This window comes from Ottowia thiooxydans (assembly GCF_040548795.1).
Classification (GTDB): domain Bacteria; phylum Pseudomonadota; class Gammaproteobacteria; order Burkholderiales; family Burkholderiaceae_C; genus Ottowia; species Ottowia thiooxydans_A.
In genome coordinates this window covers 232,794-249,385 of the sequence record NZ_JBEPSH010000006.1, presented here as the reverse complement: position 1 = coordinate 249,385, position 16,592 = coordinate 232,794, and the positions used below count along the sequence as shown (strand labels likewise).

Annotated in this window: 12 protein-coding genes; 2 read left to right on the top strand and 10 right to left on the bottom strand. The window is 61.3% G+C overall.

All coding sequences use genetic code 11. The features are described 5' to 3' along the window. Window positions 1-28: 28 nt before the first annotated feature. The gene (gene uvrA, locus ABIE13_RS15960) at window positions 29-2,926 is read right to left on the bottom strand and encodes an excinuclease ABC subunit UvrA (RefSeq protein WP_354445608.1); all 2,898 of its coding nucleotides are present in this window, start codon (window positions 2,924-2,926) and stop codon (window positions 29-31) included. A gap of 372 nt (window positions 2,927-3,298) precedes the next feature. On the opposite strand from uvrA, the gene ABIE13_RS15955 reads away from it, so the two are divergent. Further along, window positions 3,299-4,468 (top strand): MFS transporter, encoded by a 1,170-nt coding sequence (locus ABIE13_RS15955; protein ID WP_354445606.1) that lies wholly within the window; start codon window positions 3,299-3,301, stop codon window positions 4,466-4,468. 658 nt (window positions 4,469-5,126) lie between these two features. Here ABIE13_RS15955 and ABIE13_RS15950 read toward each other — a convergent pair. The 9 genes from ABIE13_RS15950 to ABIE13_RS15910 all read right to left on the bottom strand — a co-directional run bounded on the left by ABIE13_RS15950 (window position 5,127) and on the right by ABIE13_RS15910 (window position 15,515). Further along, on the bottom strand, window positions 5,127-6,206 hold the full coding sequence (locus tag ABIE13_RS15950) for an enolase C-terminal domain-like protein (RefSeq protein ID WP_354445170.1): 1,080 nt from the start codon (window positions 6,204-6,206) through the stop codon (window positions 5,127-5,129). Between the two features lie 132 nt (window positions 6,207-6,338). Then, window positions 6,339-7,049, bottom strand: a complete 711-nt coding sequence (locus tag ABIE13_RS15945) for an ABC transporter ATP-binding protein (protein ID WP_354445168.1) — start codon at window positions 7,047-7,049, stop codon at window positions 6,339-6,341. Next, window positions 7,046-7,795 carry an ABC transporter ATP-binding protein gene (locus tag ABIE13_RS15940; RefSeq protein WP_354445166.1) on the bottom strand — a complete coding sequence of 250 codons (750 nt, stop codon included), beginning with the start codon at window positions 7,793-7,795 and terminating at the stop codon, window positions 7,046-7,048. The genes ABIE13_RS15945 and ABIE13_RS15940 overlap by 4 nt, the downstream gene beginning before the upstream one ends. After that, window positions 7,796-8,728, bottom strand: coding sequence for a branched-chain amino acid ABC transporter permease (locus ABIE13_RS15935; protein ID WP_354445164.1), 933 nt, complete (start codon window positions 8,726-8,728; stop codon window positions 7,796-7,798). After that, on the bottom strand, window positions 8,725-9,597 hold the full coding sequence (locus ABIE13_RS15930; protein ID WP_354445162.1) for a branched-chain amino acid ABC transporter permease: 873 nt from the start codon (window positions 9,595-9,597) through the stop codon (window positions 8,725-8,727). Before ABIE13_RS15930 ends, ABIE13_RS15935 begins: the two co-directional genes overlap by 4 nt. Continuing rightward, complete coding sequence (locus ABIE13_RS15925) at window positions 9,590-10,726, bottom strand: alpha-hydroxy acid oxidase (protein WP_354445160.1); 1,137 nt, start codon at window positions 10,724-10,726, stop codon at window positions 9,590-9,592. The genes ABIE13_RS15930 and ABIE13_RS15925 overlap by 8 nt, the downstream gene beginning before the upstream one ends. Before the next feature lie 6 nt (window positions 10,727-10,732). Then, window positions 10,733-11,887 (bottom strand): ABC transporter substrate-binding protein, encoded by a 1,155-nt coding sequence (locus tag ABIE13_RS15920; protein WP_354445158.1) that lies wholly within the window; start codon window positions 11,885-11,887, stop codon window positions 10,733-10,735. Window positions 11,888-11,919: 32 nt separating this feature from the next. Continuing rightward, window positions 11,920-13,398 (bottom strand): indolepyruvate oxidoreductase subunit beta family protein, encoded by a 1,479-nt coding sequence (locus ABIE13_RS15915; RefSeq protein ID WP_354445156.1) that lies wholly within the window; start codon window positions 13,396-13,398, stop codon window positions 11,920-11,922. After that, window positions 13,395-15,515, bottom strand: a complete 2,121-nt coding sequence (locus ABIE13_RS15910) for an indolepyruvate ferredoxin oxidoreductase subunit alpha (protein WP_354445154.1) — start codon at window positions 15,513-15,515, stop codon at window positions 13,395-13,397. Before ABIE13_RS15910 ends, ABIE13_RS15915 begins: the two co-directional genes overlap by 4 nt. Before the next feature lie 154 nt (window positions 15,516-15,669). Here ABIE13_RS15910 and ABIE13_RS15905 point away from each other — a divergent pair, with 154 nt between their 5' ends. After that, window positions 15,670-16,587, top strand: a complete 918-nt coding sequence (locus ABIE13_RS15905) for a LysR family transcriptional regulator (protein ID WP_354445152.1) — start codon at window positions 15,670-15,672, stop codon at window positions 16,585-16,587. Window positions 16,588-16,592: the final 5 nt, after the last annotated feature.

Sequence of the window (16,592 nt, the reverse complement as noted above, 5' to 3'; positions counted from 1 at the left end):
GCGTTTCCCCTGGCTGTGCAGCCGCGCCCTACAGCAAGCGCTTGAGATACCGACCCGTATAACTGGCTGTGTTCGCAGCCAGGTCTTCCGGTGTGCCCACGCCCACGACCGTGCCGCCCCCTGCACCGCCTTCGGGCCCCATGTCGATCAGCCAGTCGGCGATCTTGATGACGTCCAGGTTGTGCTCGATCACCACGATGGTGTTGCCGGCTTCGCGCAACTGGTGAAGCACCTTCAGCAGCAAGTCGATGTCGGCAAAGTGCAAGCCCGTGGTGGGCTCATCCAGGATGTACAGCGTGCGACCGGTATCGCGCTTGCTCAGCTCCAGTGCCAGTTTGACGCGCTGCGCCTCGCCGCCCGACAGCGTGGTCGCGCTTTGGCCCAGCGTGATGTAGCTCAGGCCCACATCCAGCAGCGTTTGCAGCTTGCGCGCAATAGTGGGCTGATCCTTGAAATAGGCGTGCGCGGCTTCGACCGTCATTTCGAGAATCTGCGCGATGTTCTTGCCCTTCCACTGGATCTCCAGGGTCTCGCGGTTGTAGCGCTTGCCATGGCAGATGTCGCAAGGCACGTAGACATCTGGCAGAAAGTGCATCTCGACTTTCACCACGCCATCGCCCTGGCAGGATTCGCAGCGTCCGCCACCACTCGATTGCGGCACGTTGAACGAGAACCGGCCAGGCCCATAGCCGCGTTCCTTCGCGGTATTGGTCTCTGACATCAGCTCCCGAATCGGCGTAAAAAGGCCCGTGTAGGTGGCAGGGTTGCTGCGCGGCGTACGGCCGATGGGAGATTGGTCGACAGCGATCACTTTGTCGAACTGCTCCAGGCCCTCTATGCCTTCATTGGGTGCCGGTTCATCGTGCGCTCGGTGAATATGGCGCGAAGCGGCCTTGTGCAGCGTGTCGTTGACCAGCGTGGACTTGCCGGACCCGGAAACGCCTGTCACGCAGGTCAGCAGACCCACGGGGAAGTCCACCGTGACGTTCTTGAGGTTATTGCCGCTGGCGCCGACGATGCGCAGAACGCCTTCAGGTGCGGGTGTTTCCTGCTTTCCCTCAGATGCGCCCGACATGCCGGGAGGCGGCGGCCTGCGCTCGGGAATCTCGATGCGGCGTGTGCCGCTCAGGTATTGTCCTGTGACGGAGCCAGGGGTCGCAGCCACCTGCTCAAAGTTGCCTTGCGCCATCACGCGCCCACCGTGCACGCCAGCGCCGGGGCCCATGTCAATCACATGGTCAGCCGCGCGGATCATGTCTTCGTCGTGCTCGACCACCAGCACGCTGTTGCCGATGTCCCGCAGATGCTGCAGCGTTCCTATCAGCCTGTCGTTGTCGCGCTGGTGCAGTCCGATGCTGGGTTCGTCAAGAACGTACATGACGCCCGTCAGGCCGCTGCCAATCTGGCTGGCCAGTCGTATCCGCTGCGATTCACCGCCGCTGAGTGTTTCAGCGCTGCGATCAAGGCTCAGGTAGTTCAGGCCCACGTCGTTAAGGAACTTCAGCCGGTTGCCGATTTCGCGCACCACCTTGTCGGCGATCTCGGCCCGGGAACCGGTGAGTTGCAGGGTTTCAAAGTAGGCTTTGGCTTCACCCAGCGTCACATGGCTGATTTCATAGATGGCCCGGCGTTGCTCGCCGTCACCCAGCTTGACGCTGCGCGCCTCGCGCTTCAGGCGCGTGCCGCCGCAGTCCGTGCAGGGTTGGTAGCTGCGGTACCGAGCCAGCTCCTCGCGCACCACCTGGGAATCAGTTTCCCGGTAGCGCCTTGCCATATTGGGCAAGATGCCTTCGAATGCATGCTTTTTGTTAACTTTCTTGCCTGCTGACGCACCGGAGTCAAAGGTATAGCTGAATTTGATCTCTTCCTCACCCGAGCCGTGCAAGATCGCATGGCGTACAGCTTCGGGTAAATCTTCGAATGGCGTCTCGACACTGAATTTGTAATGCTTGGCCAGGCTTTCGAGCAAGGCGAAGTAGTAGCCATTGCGTCGGTCCCAGCCCTTGATGGCGCCGCTGGCCAGGCTCAGCGAAGGGAAGGCCACCACCCGGTCTGTATCAAAGACCTCCGTGGTCCCGATGCCGTCGCAAGTCGGACACGCGCCGACTGGTGAATTGAAAGAGAACAGGCGTGGTTCGAGTTCGGCAATCGAGTAGCCACAAGCGGGGCAGGCAAAGCGTGCATTGAACAGGTGCTCGCGCCCAGAATCCATCTCCATCGCAATGGCTCTGCCATCGGCCAGGCGCAGGGCGGCCTCAAAACTGTCTGCCAGGCGCGAAGCCATGTCTGGGCGTACCTTGAGCCGATCGATCACAACGTCGATATCGTGCTTTTCTGCCTTTTTCAAGGCCGGCAGGTTCTCCGCCTCCAGAATCTGGCCATCCACGCGGAAACGAACGTAGCCCTGCGCCCGCATCTGCTCGAACATCTCCACATATTCGCCCTTTTTCTCACGCGCCACGGGCGCCAGGATCATCAGGCGGGTTTCTTCGGGCAGTGCCAGGGCTGTGTCTACCATCTGGCTCACGCTCTGCATGGCCAAAGGCAGGTCGTGGTCGGGGCAGTAGGGCGTGCCTGCACGGGCGAACAACAGGCGCAGGTAATCGTGAATCTCAGTCACGGTGCCCACGGTGGAGCGCGGGTTGTGGCTGGTGGCCTTTTGCTCGATGCTGATGGCGGGCGAAAGCCCTTCAATCAGATCGACATCCGGTTTGTCCATCAACTGCAGAAACTGCCGCGCATAGGCAGACAGGCTTTCCACATAGCGCCGCTGGCCTTCGGCGTAGAGCGTGTCAAAAGCCAGCGAAGATTTTCCGGAGCCGCTCAAGCCGGTGATCACCACCAGCTGATTGCGAGGAATATCGATATCGATGTTCTTCAGGTTGTGCGTGCGTGCGCCGCGCACACTGATCCGCTGCGCGCGCAAGGCGGCGGCAAGGTGGCGGGATTCATCGGTTGCAGGGGCCGTCTGCGGTGTCGGCTGGGTCTGCTCAGTGGGCTCGGGAGGAATGCGTGCGTTCAAGATAAGGCTATCGGCAGGGCAACATTAGATTATCGGCGGTACTGGGTTTTTGTGCAGAGGTTTGTCAGTTGCATGGGTCAGGCTGATTCAAAACAGGCGCTTTCTCATCTCCCCGGCGGGTCGCCGAACGCTGGAATTTGTTCACGCTTGACTTGAGTCAAGTGCAGGCGGGTCAGATGAATGACAATACGCCGTCGCCGATTTTTCGGCTGGTGCCTGTTTGCGCCCATGTCTGTTGCCTCCCCCGATCCCAAAATCTCTGCCCCCACCCACCGCATGACGCCCACCGAACGCCGGGCCAGCTTTTCGCTGGCGGCGATATTCGCGTTGCGCATGCTGGGTTTGTTCCTGGTGCTGCCGGTGTTCGCACTGGAAGCCGCGCGCCTGCCCGGTGGCGATGATCCAGCCCTTGTCGGCTTGGCAATGGGCGTTTACGGCCTCACCCAGGCGCTCATGCAGGTGCCCCTGGGCCTGGCGTCCGATCATTTCGGGCGCAAACGCATCATTGTGCTGGGCTTGATCGTGTTCGCCTTGGGCAGCTTGCTGGCAGCTAGTGCAGGCAGTGTGCAAATGCTGGCTGTAGGGCGTGGATTGCAAGGTGCAGGCGCCATCTCGGCAGCCGTCACCGCGCTCCTGGCTGATTTGACCCGTGATGAAGTGCGCACCAAGGGCATGGCTCTGGTGGGGGCCAGCATAGGCCTGACCTTTGCGATTTCCCTTATGGCAGCACCGGCTTTGGCGGCGTGGTTCGGACTTTCCGGTCTGTTCATCCTGACCGCGGTGCTGGCTGTGTTGGGCATTGTGGTCATTCTGGGCTGGACGCCGCCTGAACCCGCCAAGCACGCTGACCAACCCCGGGGCCGTTTGAAGGATGTGTGGATGCATCCGGATCTATGGCGTCTGGACCTGGGCGTTTTTGTGTTGCATACGGTGCAGATGGCCATGTGGGTGGTGGTGCCCGGCCTGCTGGTTCAGGCCGGCTTGGATAAGGCGCTGCACTGGCATGTCTACCTGCCGGCGGTGCTCGCTTCGTTCCTGCTGTTGGGCGGTTTGTTCTCCCTGGAGCGGCGCGGTTACCTGCGCGCGGTCCTGCGGGGCGCGATTGCACTGCTGTTCGCAGTTCAGGTGGCGTTTTGGCTACTGTCGGGCCAGATGCCGGGTCTTTGGGCCTTGGGCATCGTATTGTTCTTTTTCTTTGTGGCGTTCAACATTCTGGAAGCCAGTCAGCCTAGCCTGATCTCGCGCCTGGCGCCCGGTCATGCGCGCGGCGCGGCGCTGGGGGTGTACAACACTTTGCAGTCGCTTGGCTTGTTTGCGGGCGGTGCGTTGGGTGGGTTGCTGCTCAAGAGCGGTAGCGCCAATACGGTATTTGCGGCGACCACCGGGCTTGCCTTGCTGTGGTTGTTGGTGGGGTGGGGGCAGCGTGTCCCGCAGGCTGCGAAATAGGCCCTTCTGAGGCGTTGCACGCCTTGTCATAGCCGCGCTCGCCGAGTCGGGGGTATTTACTCCCTCTCCCGCTTGCGAGAGAGGGCAGGGGGGCCGGCCAACCGGTGAGGGCAAGCAGCGGTTGTTTTAGTCGCAGTGGTTACTAATTACCTTCTGCTCTTTCAGTGAGGTCGGAGGCCGGGATGTGCGCCCGGCGGCGCACCTACTTGTTCTTTGCTCCGCCACCGGATGGCCGGCCCCCGGATCGCCGGCCGAAGAAAAGTAGGCAAAAGAAAGGCGGCCCCAAGTCCGTGCCTATGCCGGCCGCGACCCCACACTTCGCTACGGGCAACCTGCGGTGCTTGGTCCAGGGGCGGCGCGGCAGAACTCCCTTCGTTCACTTCGCTCTCTTCGGTCAAACAGCTGCCGCAAGCTAGTTCACGAAGCAAGAGCATCTTGCAGTGCTCTTGCCCGCCCCTGGCCCTGCGCTCCTCGGCACGGCCAAAGGGGTGGGGAACATGGATCGGGCCATTGCTTCGCTCGGCCCTGGCGTAGCTGGTCCCCTCTGACGGCAATCCCGATGGCGTGGCGGGCCACGGCGAATTGATCTCCAACCAAGCCTTGGCCGCCTCGAATCTACTGTAGATCTTCGTAAAGATGAAGATGCGCCACTGGCTAATCAGGCAGCGTAGCGGGCCACAGCACTCTCGTTCCAGCTGATACCGACCCCCGGCGTGTCATCCAGAACGGCATGCCCGTTCTCGTACTGGACGGATCTGGCCAGAATGGGACCGGCCAGGTCCATACGTTCAAAGATGTGCGCAGTGGGCGTCACCATCATGAGGTGGGCGCTGAATTCTTCGAAGACGTGGCTGGACATGGGAATGCCATGGACTTGCGCCAGTGCGGCTGCTTTCATCCATCCCGTCACGCCGCCGATCTTCATGGCGTCGGGCATCGCAAGATCGCAGGCGCCAGCTTCCAGCGCGTTGTGCATGTCCCCCGGGCCCCACCAGTTCTCGCCCATCTGGATAGGTGTGCGCGTGCGGCTCCGAATTTCAGCGTAGCCGCGCAAGTTCTCCTGAATGACGGGTTCCTCGATCCATCCGAGGTCCTCTGCTTCCAGAACATGGATGCGCCGAATCGCTTCGGGCACCGTGAGACCCTGGTTGTAGTCGACAAGGATCTGCACGCTAGTGCCCACCGTCTTGCGCAGAGCGCGAATGACCTTGAGGTCTTCTTCCAGGGTGGCGTGGCCGAGCTTTGTCTTGATCGCCTTGAAGCCGGCTTTCGCTGACCGTTCGGCACGCTGGCAACCCAGTTCTATGCCGTCCATGCTGTGGCTGTCATAGGCTGGAATGGGTCTGCGCGTTCCGCCCAAGACTTCCACCAGTGGGCGGCCAAGGAACTGGGCGTGGGCATCCCATACGGCCATATCCAGGCCAGCGCAGGCAATCTGAGTCAACCCGGTCTTGCCAATCAGCCGGAGGCGAGACGAGAGGAGGGTGTCCAGGTCGGCAGGAGCGAGTGGCAGGCCCGTCAACAGGCCTCCCAGTGAGTGCACCATTTCCAGGGTGGCCTTGAGTGCGAGCGGCGTGTAGGTGAACACATAGCTTCGACCCACTATGCCAGAGTTGGTTTTCAGGTCGATGAGGACGAGAGGGGCCGTATCTACGATGCCCACGCTGGTTCTGACGGGGAACTCCAGCGGGACGTTGACCGCGCGTGCCTCGATCGATTGGATGCAGGGGGCGTTCATCTCAGTTCTCCTCGGTGTTGTGCGCCACCCTCAAGGGGGTGAACGCAGGAAATCAAAAGGCGCTGGCGCAAGCCGCAGGCGTTGCTCTGCATGGGCGTTGAATATGAAAGCGTTCCCAGACTTCGGAGCGCCTCATATACCCAGATAGGCCGAGCGGACGCGTTCGTCAGCCGCCAGCTCACTGGCCGGGCCGGACAGGGCGATGCGCCCCGTCTCGAGCACGTAGCCGTGGTCTGCAATGGCGAGCGCGGCGCGTGCGTTCTGCTCCACCAGCAAAATGGGTACTCCGCTGTCCTTCAGTCGCTTGATGACTTCGAACACCTCCTTCACAAGGAGAGGCGCCAGGCCCATTGAGGGCTCATCCAGCAGCAGGACCTTGGGGCGGCTCATGAGAGCGCGACCCATGGCGAGCATCTGCTGCTGCCCGCCCGAGAGTTGCCATGCCGCCTGATCCTTCTTGGTCCGCAGGATGGGGAAAAGATTGAACATCTCTTCAATGCGATCAGGATCGGGCTTGTGGGTATAGCCGCCCAGGCGCAGGTTGTCGATCACCGATAGAGGCCCGAACACCTGGCGACCTTCCAGCACTTGGGCCAATCCGCGGCGCACCCGGGTCTCTGCAGCCAGGCGCGTGATGTCCTGTCCAAGCAGTTCGACGGTGCCGCTGCGTGCAGTGATCAGTCCGGAGAGCGTTCTCAGCAAGGTGGTCTTGCCGGCGCCATTGGCGCCCACCAGCGCGACCAGTTGACCAGCCTTCAATTCCAGGTCAACCCCTCGCAAGGCCTCAATACGCCCATAGCCGGAGGTCAAGCCGGTCACTTTCAGAACGGTAGCGCTGCTCATGCGTCAACTCCCAGGTAGGCCGCCACCACCGCAGGGTTGGCGCGAACCTGCTGTGCTGTGCCTTCAGCGAGCTTCTTGCCCTGATCCATCACGACGATGTGATCCGAGATGGCCATCACCATCTTCATGTCATGCTCTACCAGGAGCACTGTGGTGCCTCCTGCTGCGATCTTGCGAATGAGTTCGCCCACGGCGTGGGTTTCGCTGTCGTTCAAGCCCGCCGCTGGTTCATCCAGGAGCAGAAGTCGGGGGTTGGCCGCGAGCGCACGTGCGATCTCCAGGCGTTTCAGCACTCCAAAGGACAGTTGGGTGGCGTGGGCGTGGCGGGCGCTTTCTACGCCCACGTAATCCATCAGCTCGTAGGCACGCGCTTCCAGCTTGCGGTCAGCTGTGCGCGTCAAGCCGAGAAAGCCTGACCAAAGCCCGGTGTTGGCGTGCAGGTGCGCCCCGAGCATGACGTTCTCGCAAGCGGTCATGTTCATACAAATCTGCAGGTTCTGGAAAGTTCGGCACATGCCGCGACGCGCCAGCTCTTCCGGTGGCAGGCCGTTGATCGGCGTGTTGTCCAGCAGCACTTCGCCTGAGCTGGGTTCATAGACTCCGCTGATCAAGTTGAACAGCGTGGTCTTGCCTGCGCCATTGGGACCGATGACGGAGTGCACATGGCCGCTCTGCACATCGAAGGAGACATTGTCAACGGCAGCGACGCCGCCAAAGCTTCTGGATAGGGATTTGATGGCAAGCACTTATTTCCCCTTGTTCTTCTTCAGGCGCAGGGCAATCGATGGGACCAGGCCTTTGGGCATGAACATCATGGTGAGCATCAGCACCAGTCCAAACACGATGGCTTCGTAGCCGTGAAGGCCGCCCACGAGCTGAGGGAGCATCGTCAGCAACGCGGCGCCCAGCACCGCGCCGAAAGTGCTCGACATCCCGCCCAGTACCACCATGGTTGCCAGCTCGACCGAGTGGGCGAACGATGCAATGGATGGGCTGATGAACGCCAGGTAGTGACCAGTCAGACTGCCCGATACAGTGGCGAAAACGGCTGAAGCGATGAACACCCTGACCTTGAATGCGCTGACATCCACACCCACCACCCGGGCCGCGTACTCAGATCCATGGAGTCCGCGCAATGCTCGACCCGCAGGCGATCCGAAGAGGTTGAGAGAAAGCACGATGGCGACAAACAGCAAGGCTGCCACCAATATGTACCAGTGGCCCAGTTTCACCAGTGCAAAGCTGCCGAAAGCCAATGGAGGTACGGGCATACCGTCGGGCCCGCCGGTCCAATCCACTTCGTTGATGAGCACGATGTTGACAATCACTCCGAGGCCCAGCGTGGCCATGGTCAGTGAGTGGCCTTTCAGCCGGAGGATGGGCTTGGCGATCAACCAGGCGACGATGGCTGCACCCACGGCAGAGACGGGAATTGAAAGCAAGGGAGGCCATCCGAATCGCGTGGCCACGATGGCGCTTCCATACGCGCCAATGGCGACGAAGGCCGCATGTCCGATGCTGATCTGCCCGGCGAAGCCCATGAGCAGGTTCAGGCCGATCACGGCAATGGCGGCCAGGCCGATGCGGATCGCGATGTCGAGCATGAAGTTGTTCGGCAGCGCGAAGGGCAGGGCGATCAGCGCCAGCGCCGTCAGAATGAGAGGGAGGCGCTGGTTCATACGCGGTCCGTCTTGCGTGATCCAAACAGGCCATGGGGCATCACGAGCAGCAGCAAGATGATGAGCACGAAGGGCACAGCATCCTTGTACGCCGATGAGATGTAGCCCGCCACCAGAGCCTCGAGAATGCCCACGAGAAGCCCACCGACGACGGCGCCCACACCGCTGCCCAGACCGCCCAGGGTAGCTGCCACGAAGCCTTTCATGCCTAGCATGAGACCAATGTCATATACCGTGGTGGTGATAGGTGCTGACACCACCCCGGCGACTGCTCCCAGCAGTGCGGAGAGGCCGAAAGAGAGTTGAAGCACGCGCTTGGCGGGGATGCCCACAGCCATGGCGGCCATGCGGTTGGCTGCCACGGCCAGCATGGCTTTTCCCGTCAATGTGCCCTTGAAGAAGATCGCGCAACCGGCAACCAGGACCGCAGCCGTGCCGAGCACCCAGAGCGCCTGCGGCAGCACGTAAGCGCCCAGGATCTGAAGGGGTGCATCGCCCGTCCACGGAGGAAGAACCTGCTGGTTCTTGCCCAAGGTGACCTGCACCACACCCTGTATGAAGATCGAAGCCCCAATGGTGATGATGATGAGCGTCACAACATCCGCGTTACCAGCAGGCTGTATGGCTAATCGGTAAAGCAGCACCCCCACCAGCACCGTGACTGCAATGCCGATGGCAATCGAGCCGCTGAGAGCCATGCCCTTGGTCAGTAGCGTGGCAGTGACCATAGCCGAAAGCATCAAGAAATCGCCCTGCGCGAAGTTGATGACACCGCTGGCGTTGTAGATCAGCGAGAAGCCCAGGGCGGCAAGCGCATAGACCGCGCCTGTCGTCAGGCCCGAGAAAAGGAACTGTGGGAGGTCAGACATTTTTTTGTACGTGGTGCGGTTGAACATCGGAAACGCGTGAAGCTCCGAGGAGCGTCATGGTTCTGCTGAATTCGTCGATGAAAAGTCGCAAGGTGGCTGCAACGCCGGCTTCGCCGTTCGCTGCAAGGCCCCAGATGGCAGGCCGGCCGACAAAGGCCGCTGTGGCGCCGAGCGCGATGGCTTTGACGACATCGCTTCCCCTGCGAAACCCACCGTCGATGAAGATTGGCACCCGCCCGTCCAGAGCTTGAACGATCGCCGGGAGCGCTGAGATGGTGGAAGGCACGCAGTCGAGCTGGCGTCCTCCATGGTTGGAGACAACAATGCCATCCACCCCATGCGCCAGCGCGCGTTTCGCATCGTCCGGATGCAGAAGGCCTTTCACCAGCAAGGGGCCATCCCATAGGCCGCGCAGCCACTTCAGCGACTCCCAGGTGAGACTCCGGTCCATCGTTCTTGCCAGCAAGGCAGCTTGAAGCTGAGGCGAGGTTTTCCCCGTGCCGTCCGAAAGATTGACAAAGCCTGGTGATCCCGCGAACGCCATGGAGAGCGACCACGCAGGGTGAGTCACCAGATCGGCCAGCGTTCGCACACCCGGGCGGAAGGGCAGCTTGAAGCCGTTGCGCAGATCCCTCTCGCGCATACCACTCACCGGCACGTCCACGGTCAGCACGAGCGCGCCATAGCCTGCGCTCTTCGCACGACGCACCATCTGCTCTGCAATGGCGCGATCTGACATGACGTAGAGCTGCAGCCACTGCATGCCCCCGGCGGCTCCCGACCGTACCAGCTCCAGGCGCTCATTCGATGCGGTGGACAGCACAAAGGGAACTCCGGCAGAAGCCGCCGCGCGTGCGAGCATGGCATCTCCACCGGGGCGCACGAGGCCGGCGAAACCCACTGGTGCGATGCCCACCGGGGCAGCCCATCGCTGGCCAAACACTTCAATGGACATGTCCTGCTCAGTCGTATCCCGCAGGCACGTGGGCAGCAGGTGAAGTGAGCGCAGATCTGTCTCGTTGCGGACGATGCATTGCTCGTCCTCGGCTGCGCCGTCTACATAGTCGAAGACAAAGCGTGGCAGCCGGGAGCGCGCGCGCGTCCGGAAATCAGCAGTCCGGAGCATCATGGGAAATCAGCGAACTTCTTTGAACGCGCCGTTCACGATCTCCACCATTCGGAAGGCTGAGTTGTCCAGACCCATGTGGTCTTGCGGAGTCATCGTGTAGATACCGCTCACGCCCACAAATCCCTTGGTGGCTTCGATCGCCGCCCGGACTTTGGCCTTGTCAGTGCCACCTGCACGTTTGATGGCATCTACGGCCAGATAGAGCGCGTCGTGCGCGTACCCACCGAAGGTGGAGACGTCTGATTTGAATTTGGTTTCGTAGCTGGTGGCGTAGTCCACACTCACCTTGCGCTGGGGATCATTGGCGGGCAGGGCCTTGGCGATCAGCAGAGCGGGTGAGGGCATGCGGATCCCTTCCGAAGCCTTGCCGGCAATCCGCACGAACTCGAGCGATGCCTGGCCGTGGGTGGTGTAGAGCGGTTGCTTGATCGCAAGCTGCTGGTAGTTGCGCGCAATGATCGCAGGCGCCTGACCAGTGCCAAAGAGCAAGATGGCTTGTGCAGGCGATGACTTCGCACGCGTCAATTGCGGCGTCATGTCTGTGTCCTTCTCCCCGTAGGTCTGGTCTTCCACGATCTTCATGCCCAGTGCTTCGGCTGCCTTGAGCGTCTCGGTCCGGCCTGATTTACCGAAGCCGCCGGTGTCAGACAGGAGCGCTACCTGCGTGAAGCCGCGCTTTTTCATGTCCTCCAGCACCTTGTAGGCCGCCATACGGTCGGAGTGAGGCATCTTGAAGACGAAGGGCTTGACCGGCTCCACGATCACGGAGGCTGCGGCCAGCGAGATGTTGGGGATCTTGGCGGCATCGATCTGCGGCACCATCGCCATGGTGGAGCCCGTGCTCGAAGCGCCCAGGATGATGTCCACCTCGTCCTGAATGATCAGCCGGCGCGCGAAAGCATTGGCCTTGTTCGCATCACTGGCATCGTCGTACAAGACGAGGCTCAGTTTGCGGCCCAGCACGCCGCCTTCTGTATTGATCTTGGCCACGTACTGCTCCAGCGTCTTCTGCTGGGGATCGCCCAGGAAGGACGCCGGGCCTGTAGCAGACACGATTGCACCGATCTTGATGGGGCCATCTGCTGCTATGGCCATAGTCGCGGCCGTGGCCAGGGATGCCAGTGCGATGCCGGCGATGAATGTTCTACGGTTATTTTTCATGCTTGTCTCCTTTGAATCGTGAGGGTGAAAAACTAGTTGGAAGGCTTTCGTCTGATGATCTGAATAGGTCGCACGATGGGCTGCCCTACCGCCGCCGAGAGCTGACGGCCCTCGGGGTCGGCCAGTGCCGCGACGCGTGCTGTTTTGACTCTCTCCGCCGTGGCGCCCTCGGCGACCTGCTGCAGGATCACTTCAAGATTTCGGTGGCCCCGGCGGCTGGTCTCCCCATAGCCTTTGACCAGATTGCCACACAGCGCTATTTCAAGTCCTAGCGGGCCAGGCATGGCGGCTTCTACTGCAGCGAGCCAGCGTTCAATAACGGCCTGCTCTTCCACATAGCGGGACATGTGCCGGCGCAGCGGGCGCAGGCTTCGCAATCCGCAAAGCATCAGGAAACCGCGAATGGTGTCGGTGCGGATGTACATGCCCCGGTGCCACTGGCGGGCTGCGGCCTTGCGCCGTAGCCAAGCCGCCAGCTTCGGAGGCAAGACGGATGCAATCTCGTCGAGCCCTGGTTTCAGAAACTCGGTCATCCGGATAGGTTCACCGACCCGTGCGCCCACTTCGCGTCTCACGCGTTGCAGCCGTTCGCGGCGGGTCTTGAGTTGGGCGACGCGAATGACGTCCTCGTACGACATCCAGAGGGCCAGATACCGGGCAGCTTCCACCGCAGCCGCAAGACCAAGCTCGGCTTCGCCGGCTTTGTCCACGAGCCGTTGCACGCGGTCCATATAGAAGTCGGCGTAGCGTTCATCCTGGAAATCCGTGGTCAGGTCGACACCAGCGGTAGCCACTTCGTGCAGTGCGCTTGGCAGCTTCGCGACCCGCGGTGATACCGCTGGCCTGGCCTTTACGCTGGCATCGAGCTTATCGGCAGCAGCAAAACGCCCTTGCGCGGCATCGAAACCAGCTGAGAAGCCGCGCAGGCTGGCATCGACTGCTTTGCCGGAGCGCCGAATGGCCTCTTCGCATGCAGCGCGATCGAAAGGCAGAACACCTGAGCTTGCCATGGCCCCGAACATCACTGTATTGATGACCGTGCCATTGTTTTGAGCGATGGTGCGCATATCAAAGATGACGGCCCGGCGGCTGCGCTGGTTTGCCGCGTCGATGATGCGGTCGCTGTCGTAGCGGCCATCGCCCATGGCCGACTTCTCGGAGACCGCATACTCGCGGTGCGTGGAGGTCACCAGTGTGGTCCGCTCGGGATCTACATAGCCTGCCTGAATGGAACGGCCGGCCTCTACGAGTTCGGATGCAGCTACAAGATCCAGCTGACCAGGTGTGGGCGTCAGCGACATCACCGGCTCGCGGCCCCCCAGCTCATGGCGTGGGCGCGGGTAGATTTCCACGTAGTAGGTGGTGGCGCCGGTCCGCTGAGCCACCCCTGGCACAGAGGTGCTCTGCACGGGATAGCCGGCGTGGGTGGCGGCATCTATCAGCCAGTCGGCGAGCACGCCACCACCTTCGCCGCCCAATGCGGCCACCAGAATGCAAACCGGACGTGTCATGCTGCAAGCCTCTCAAGTACGGCACCGCGTACGCGCGCCATGAAGCGCTCGAACCGCGTGGCATTTTGCACCACCTCGGCCTTGTAGAACGATGGGCACAGCACAGCAGCGTGCGCGTTCTCGCCGCAAAGCCCGCAACCCACACAGCCGTTGTTCACCGTGGCCACGGGGTCCTGGCGAAGTGGGCTTGGGTTGGGCTTGATGGTCAGGGAAGGGCAGCCTGAGAGGCGGATGCAAGAGTGGTCACCCGTGCACACGTCGTCGTCAATGCCGAACCGAGTTCGCACCACGCGCTCACCGTCTTTCAGCTTCTGAGCCACCTGCGGCTTTGTCCGGCGCTGGCGCTCCAGTTGGCATTCGCCATCCGCCAAAATGACCTTCAGGCCGCCTTCCGAAGTGGTCATGGCTTCGCGCAAGGTCTCGACCATTTCTTCCACACGGTAGCTGCTGACAGTGCGAATCCACTTCACTCCCACGCCTCGCATGGCTTTCTCAATGTCGAGTGTCAGCGGGCGAGCGGTTGGCTGTGTCGGTGACGAGGGAATGGCCTGGGTGCCGGTGGCGGAGGTGTAGCCGTTCTTCAGGATCACCAGCACGGAGTCCTGTCCGTTGTAGACCGCATTGACGACACCACTGGTGAAGCCGTTATGCCAGAAACCACCGTCGCCCATGATGCTGATGGTGCGGTTGGGCAGCAGGGGGCCAATACCTGAAGAGCTCGCAAGGCCCAGGCCATAGCCGAGAACGCTGCTCCCCACATTGAACGGCGGCAGCGTGCCGAATGTATGGCAGCCGATATCGGCGTTGACGTGCACCTTGCCAATCTCTGTTTGCAACTGCTTGATGGCGGAGAAAACCGGGCGCTCCGGGCAGCCGATGCAAAAACCCGGGGGGCGCGTAGGCACTGGAGAGCCCAGCGCTTCTTTCGAACGCTCCTTGGCGTCTTTCATCGCATTGGCGAAAGCCATGGCCCGGCGAGCATCAAAACCTTCGGGTTCAAGCTTTTCCAGAAATCGGGCAATGGCAGGCACCAGGACTTCGCCGGTGTACTCGCCGGCCATCGGCAGAATGTCCTTGCCGTGCATGATGGTGGCTACGTCCGCGCGGCGCAGTGCTGACTGCAGCGAGTCCTCGATGTAGTTGGGTTGGCCTTCTTCCACCATCAAGACCGCGCGTTTTCCGCTGCAAAACTCCAGGAACTCATCGGGCACGAGCGGGTACACCACGTTGAGGACGTAAAGCGGCACACGCGAAACCCCGAAGGAGTCAGCCAGGCCCAGCTGTTGAAGTGAGCGGATGACACCGTTGTAGAGCCCGCCCTGAACAACAATGCCCACGTCACTCAGATCGCCATCGAATTGCTCATTGAGCTTGCGCTCGCGAATGAATTTCACCGCGGCGGGCCAGCGTTCTTCCACCTTTTGGCGCTCGTGCTCGTAAATCGAAGGGGGAAGGTTGATGCGTGCGTAATCGAAGGTCGGCGACTCAATAGGGGCATGCGTGGAGATTTTGGGTCCGCGGTTGTCCTTGCATTCAAAGGTGCCATGGACATGGCACGCACGGATGCGCAGTTGCAGCATCACCGGCGTGTTGCTGGCTTCTGACAGCTCGAAACTCTGCTCTACCGAATTGACGATGGAGGTCAGATTGGGGCGGGGGTCCATCAGCCACATCTGCGACTTCATCGCAAACGCATGGGTGCGCTCCTGGATGATGCTGGAGCCTTCTCCATAATCTTCACCCAGAATGACCAGCGCTCCACCCTGCACGCCAGCGGAGGCCAGGTTCGACAGCGCGTCTGACGCCACGTTGGTGCCCACGGTGCTTTTCCAGGTCACGGCACCGCGCACGGGGTAGTTGATGGATGCGCCCAGCATGGCCGCGGCGCCGGCTTCAGAGGCGTTGGCCTCAAAGTAAATGCCTAGATCGCTGAGCAGATCGCGCGAATCGCCCAGCACGTCAATAAGGTGGGAAACAGGGGCTCCCTGATAACCACCGATGTAACTGACGCCGGATTGCAGCAGCGCCTTGGTCACCGCCAGAATGCCTTCGCCATGGAAGGTCTGGCCTTTTCCGAGGGCGAGCGACCGCACCTCTCCGGCAAATGAGCGCTCCATTATTTGTCTCCTGCTTTTTAGCTCGTGGGTTGAACCCTTGTCAACGCGCCCGATGAAACCTGTTCTGGCGCGTTCAACGGTCGTTTCAAGGTTCAAGCGAATGCTATGTTCGAGCTTTCATTCCTCCTATCGATACAATGTCTGTTACATATCGATGAAATCTATGGGCGAGCAGACACCGCTTTTTGACCTCAACCTTATTCGCGCTTTCGTGGCCATCTACGAGACCCGCAGCGTGACGCACGCCGCAGAGCGCCTGGGTCTGACCCAGCCCACCGTGAGCCACGCACTGGCCCGGTTAAGGGTCTGCTACGGAGACCGGCTGTTCTCGCGCGGTGCGCAGGGTTTGATCCCGTCCGCTGCGGCCGAGCGACTCTTCGAGCAGGTCAACGTCGCGCTTTCCACCATAGAAGGCACGTTGGAAGCTCAGCAGGTCTTCGAGCCGGGCAGTTCCACGCGGCGCTTTCGCATCGCGACCTCGGATATAGGCGCACTGTTTTTCATTCCACCTTTGCTGAGGCATTTCCAGTCCGTGGCACCGAAACTTCAAGCCGAGTTCGTGCAACTGTCTGACACGGTGCTGGAGGATCTATCGACAGGTGCGCTGGACCTTGCCCTGGGTAATCTTCCGGATCTGCACCAGCACACGCGGGAAGCCCATGTCTTCATGGAGCGGTACGTCTGCCTCGTCTCTGCAGAGCATCCCATGGCGCACGGCACACTCGAGCTCGCGGACTTCATGCGGGCGCGCCACGTGATGGTGTCCTCCCCCAACTCCGGGCACGCCCTCATCGAAGGAGCGCTTGCACAGCGTGGCATCCGGCGCAACATTGTCGCGCTGGTGCCTCAGTTCTCAGTTTTGCCAAGTTTGGTGGAGGGCAGCGACCTGATGGTCATACTTCCAGAGCGCGTGGCGGGGCTTTTTGCCAGCCAGAGAAGGCTCAAGAAAGTGGAAATCCCGGTCGCGCTGCCGGATTTTGAAGTACGTGTCCACTGGCATGCACGGGCAGAAAGCTCCCCAGCCCATCGCTGGTTGCGCGAGGAGGTGATTCAAACGCTGAGCAAGCTTTAGGGCGT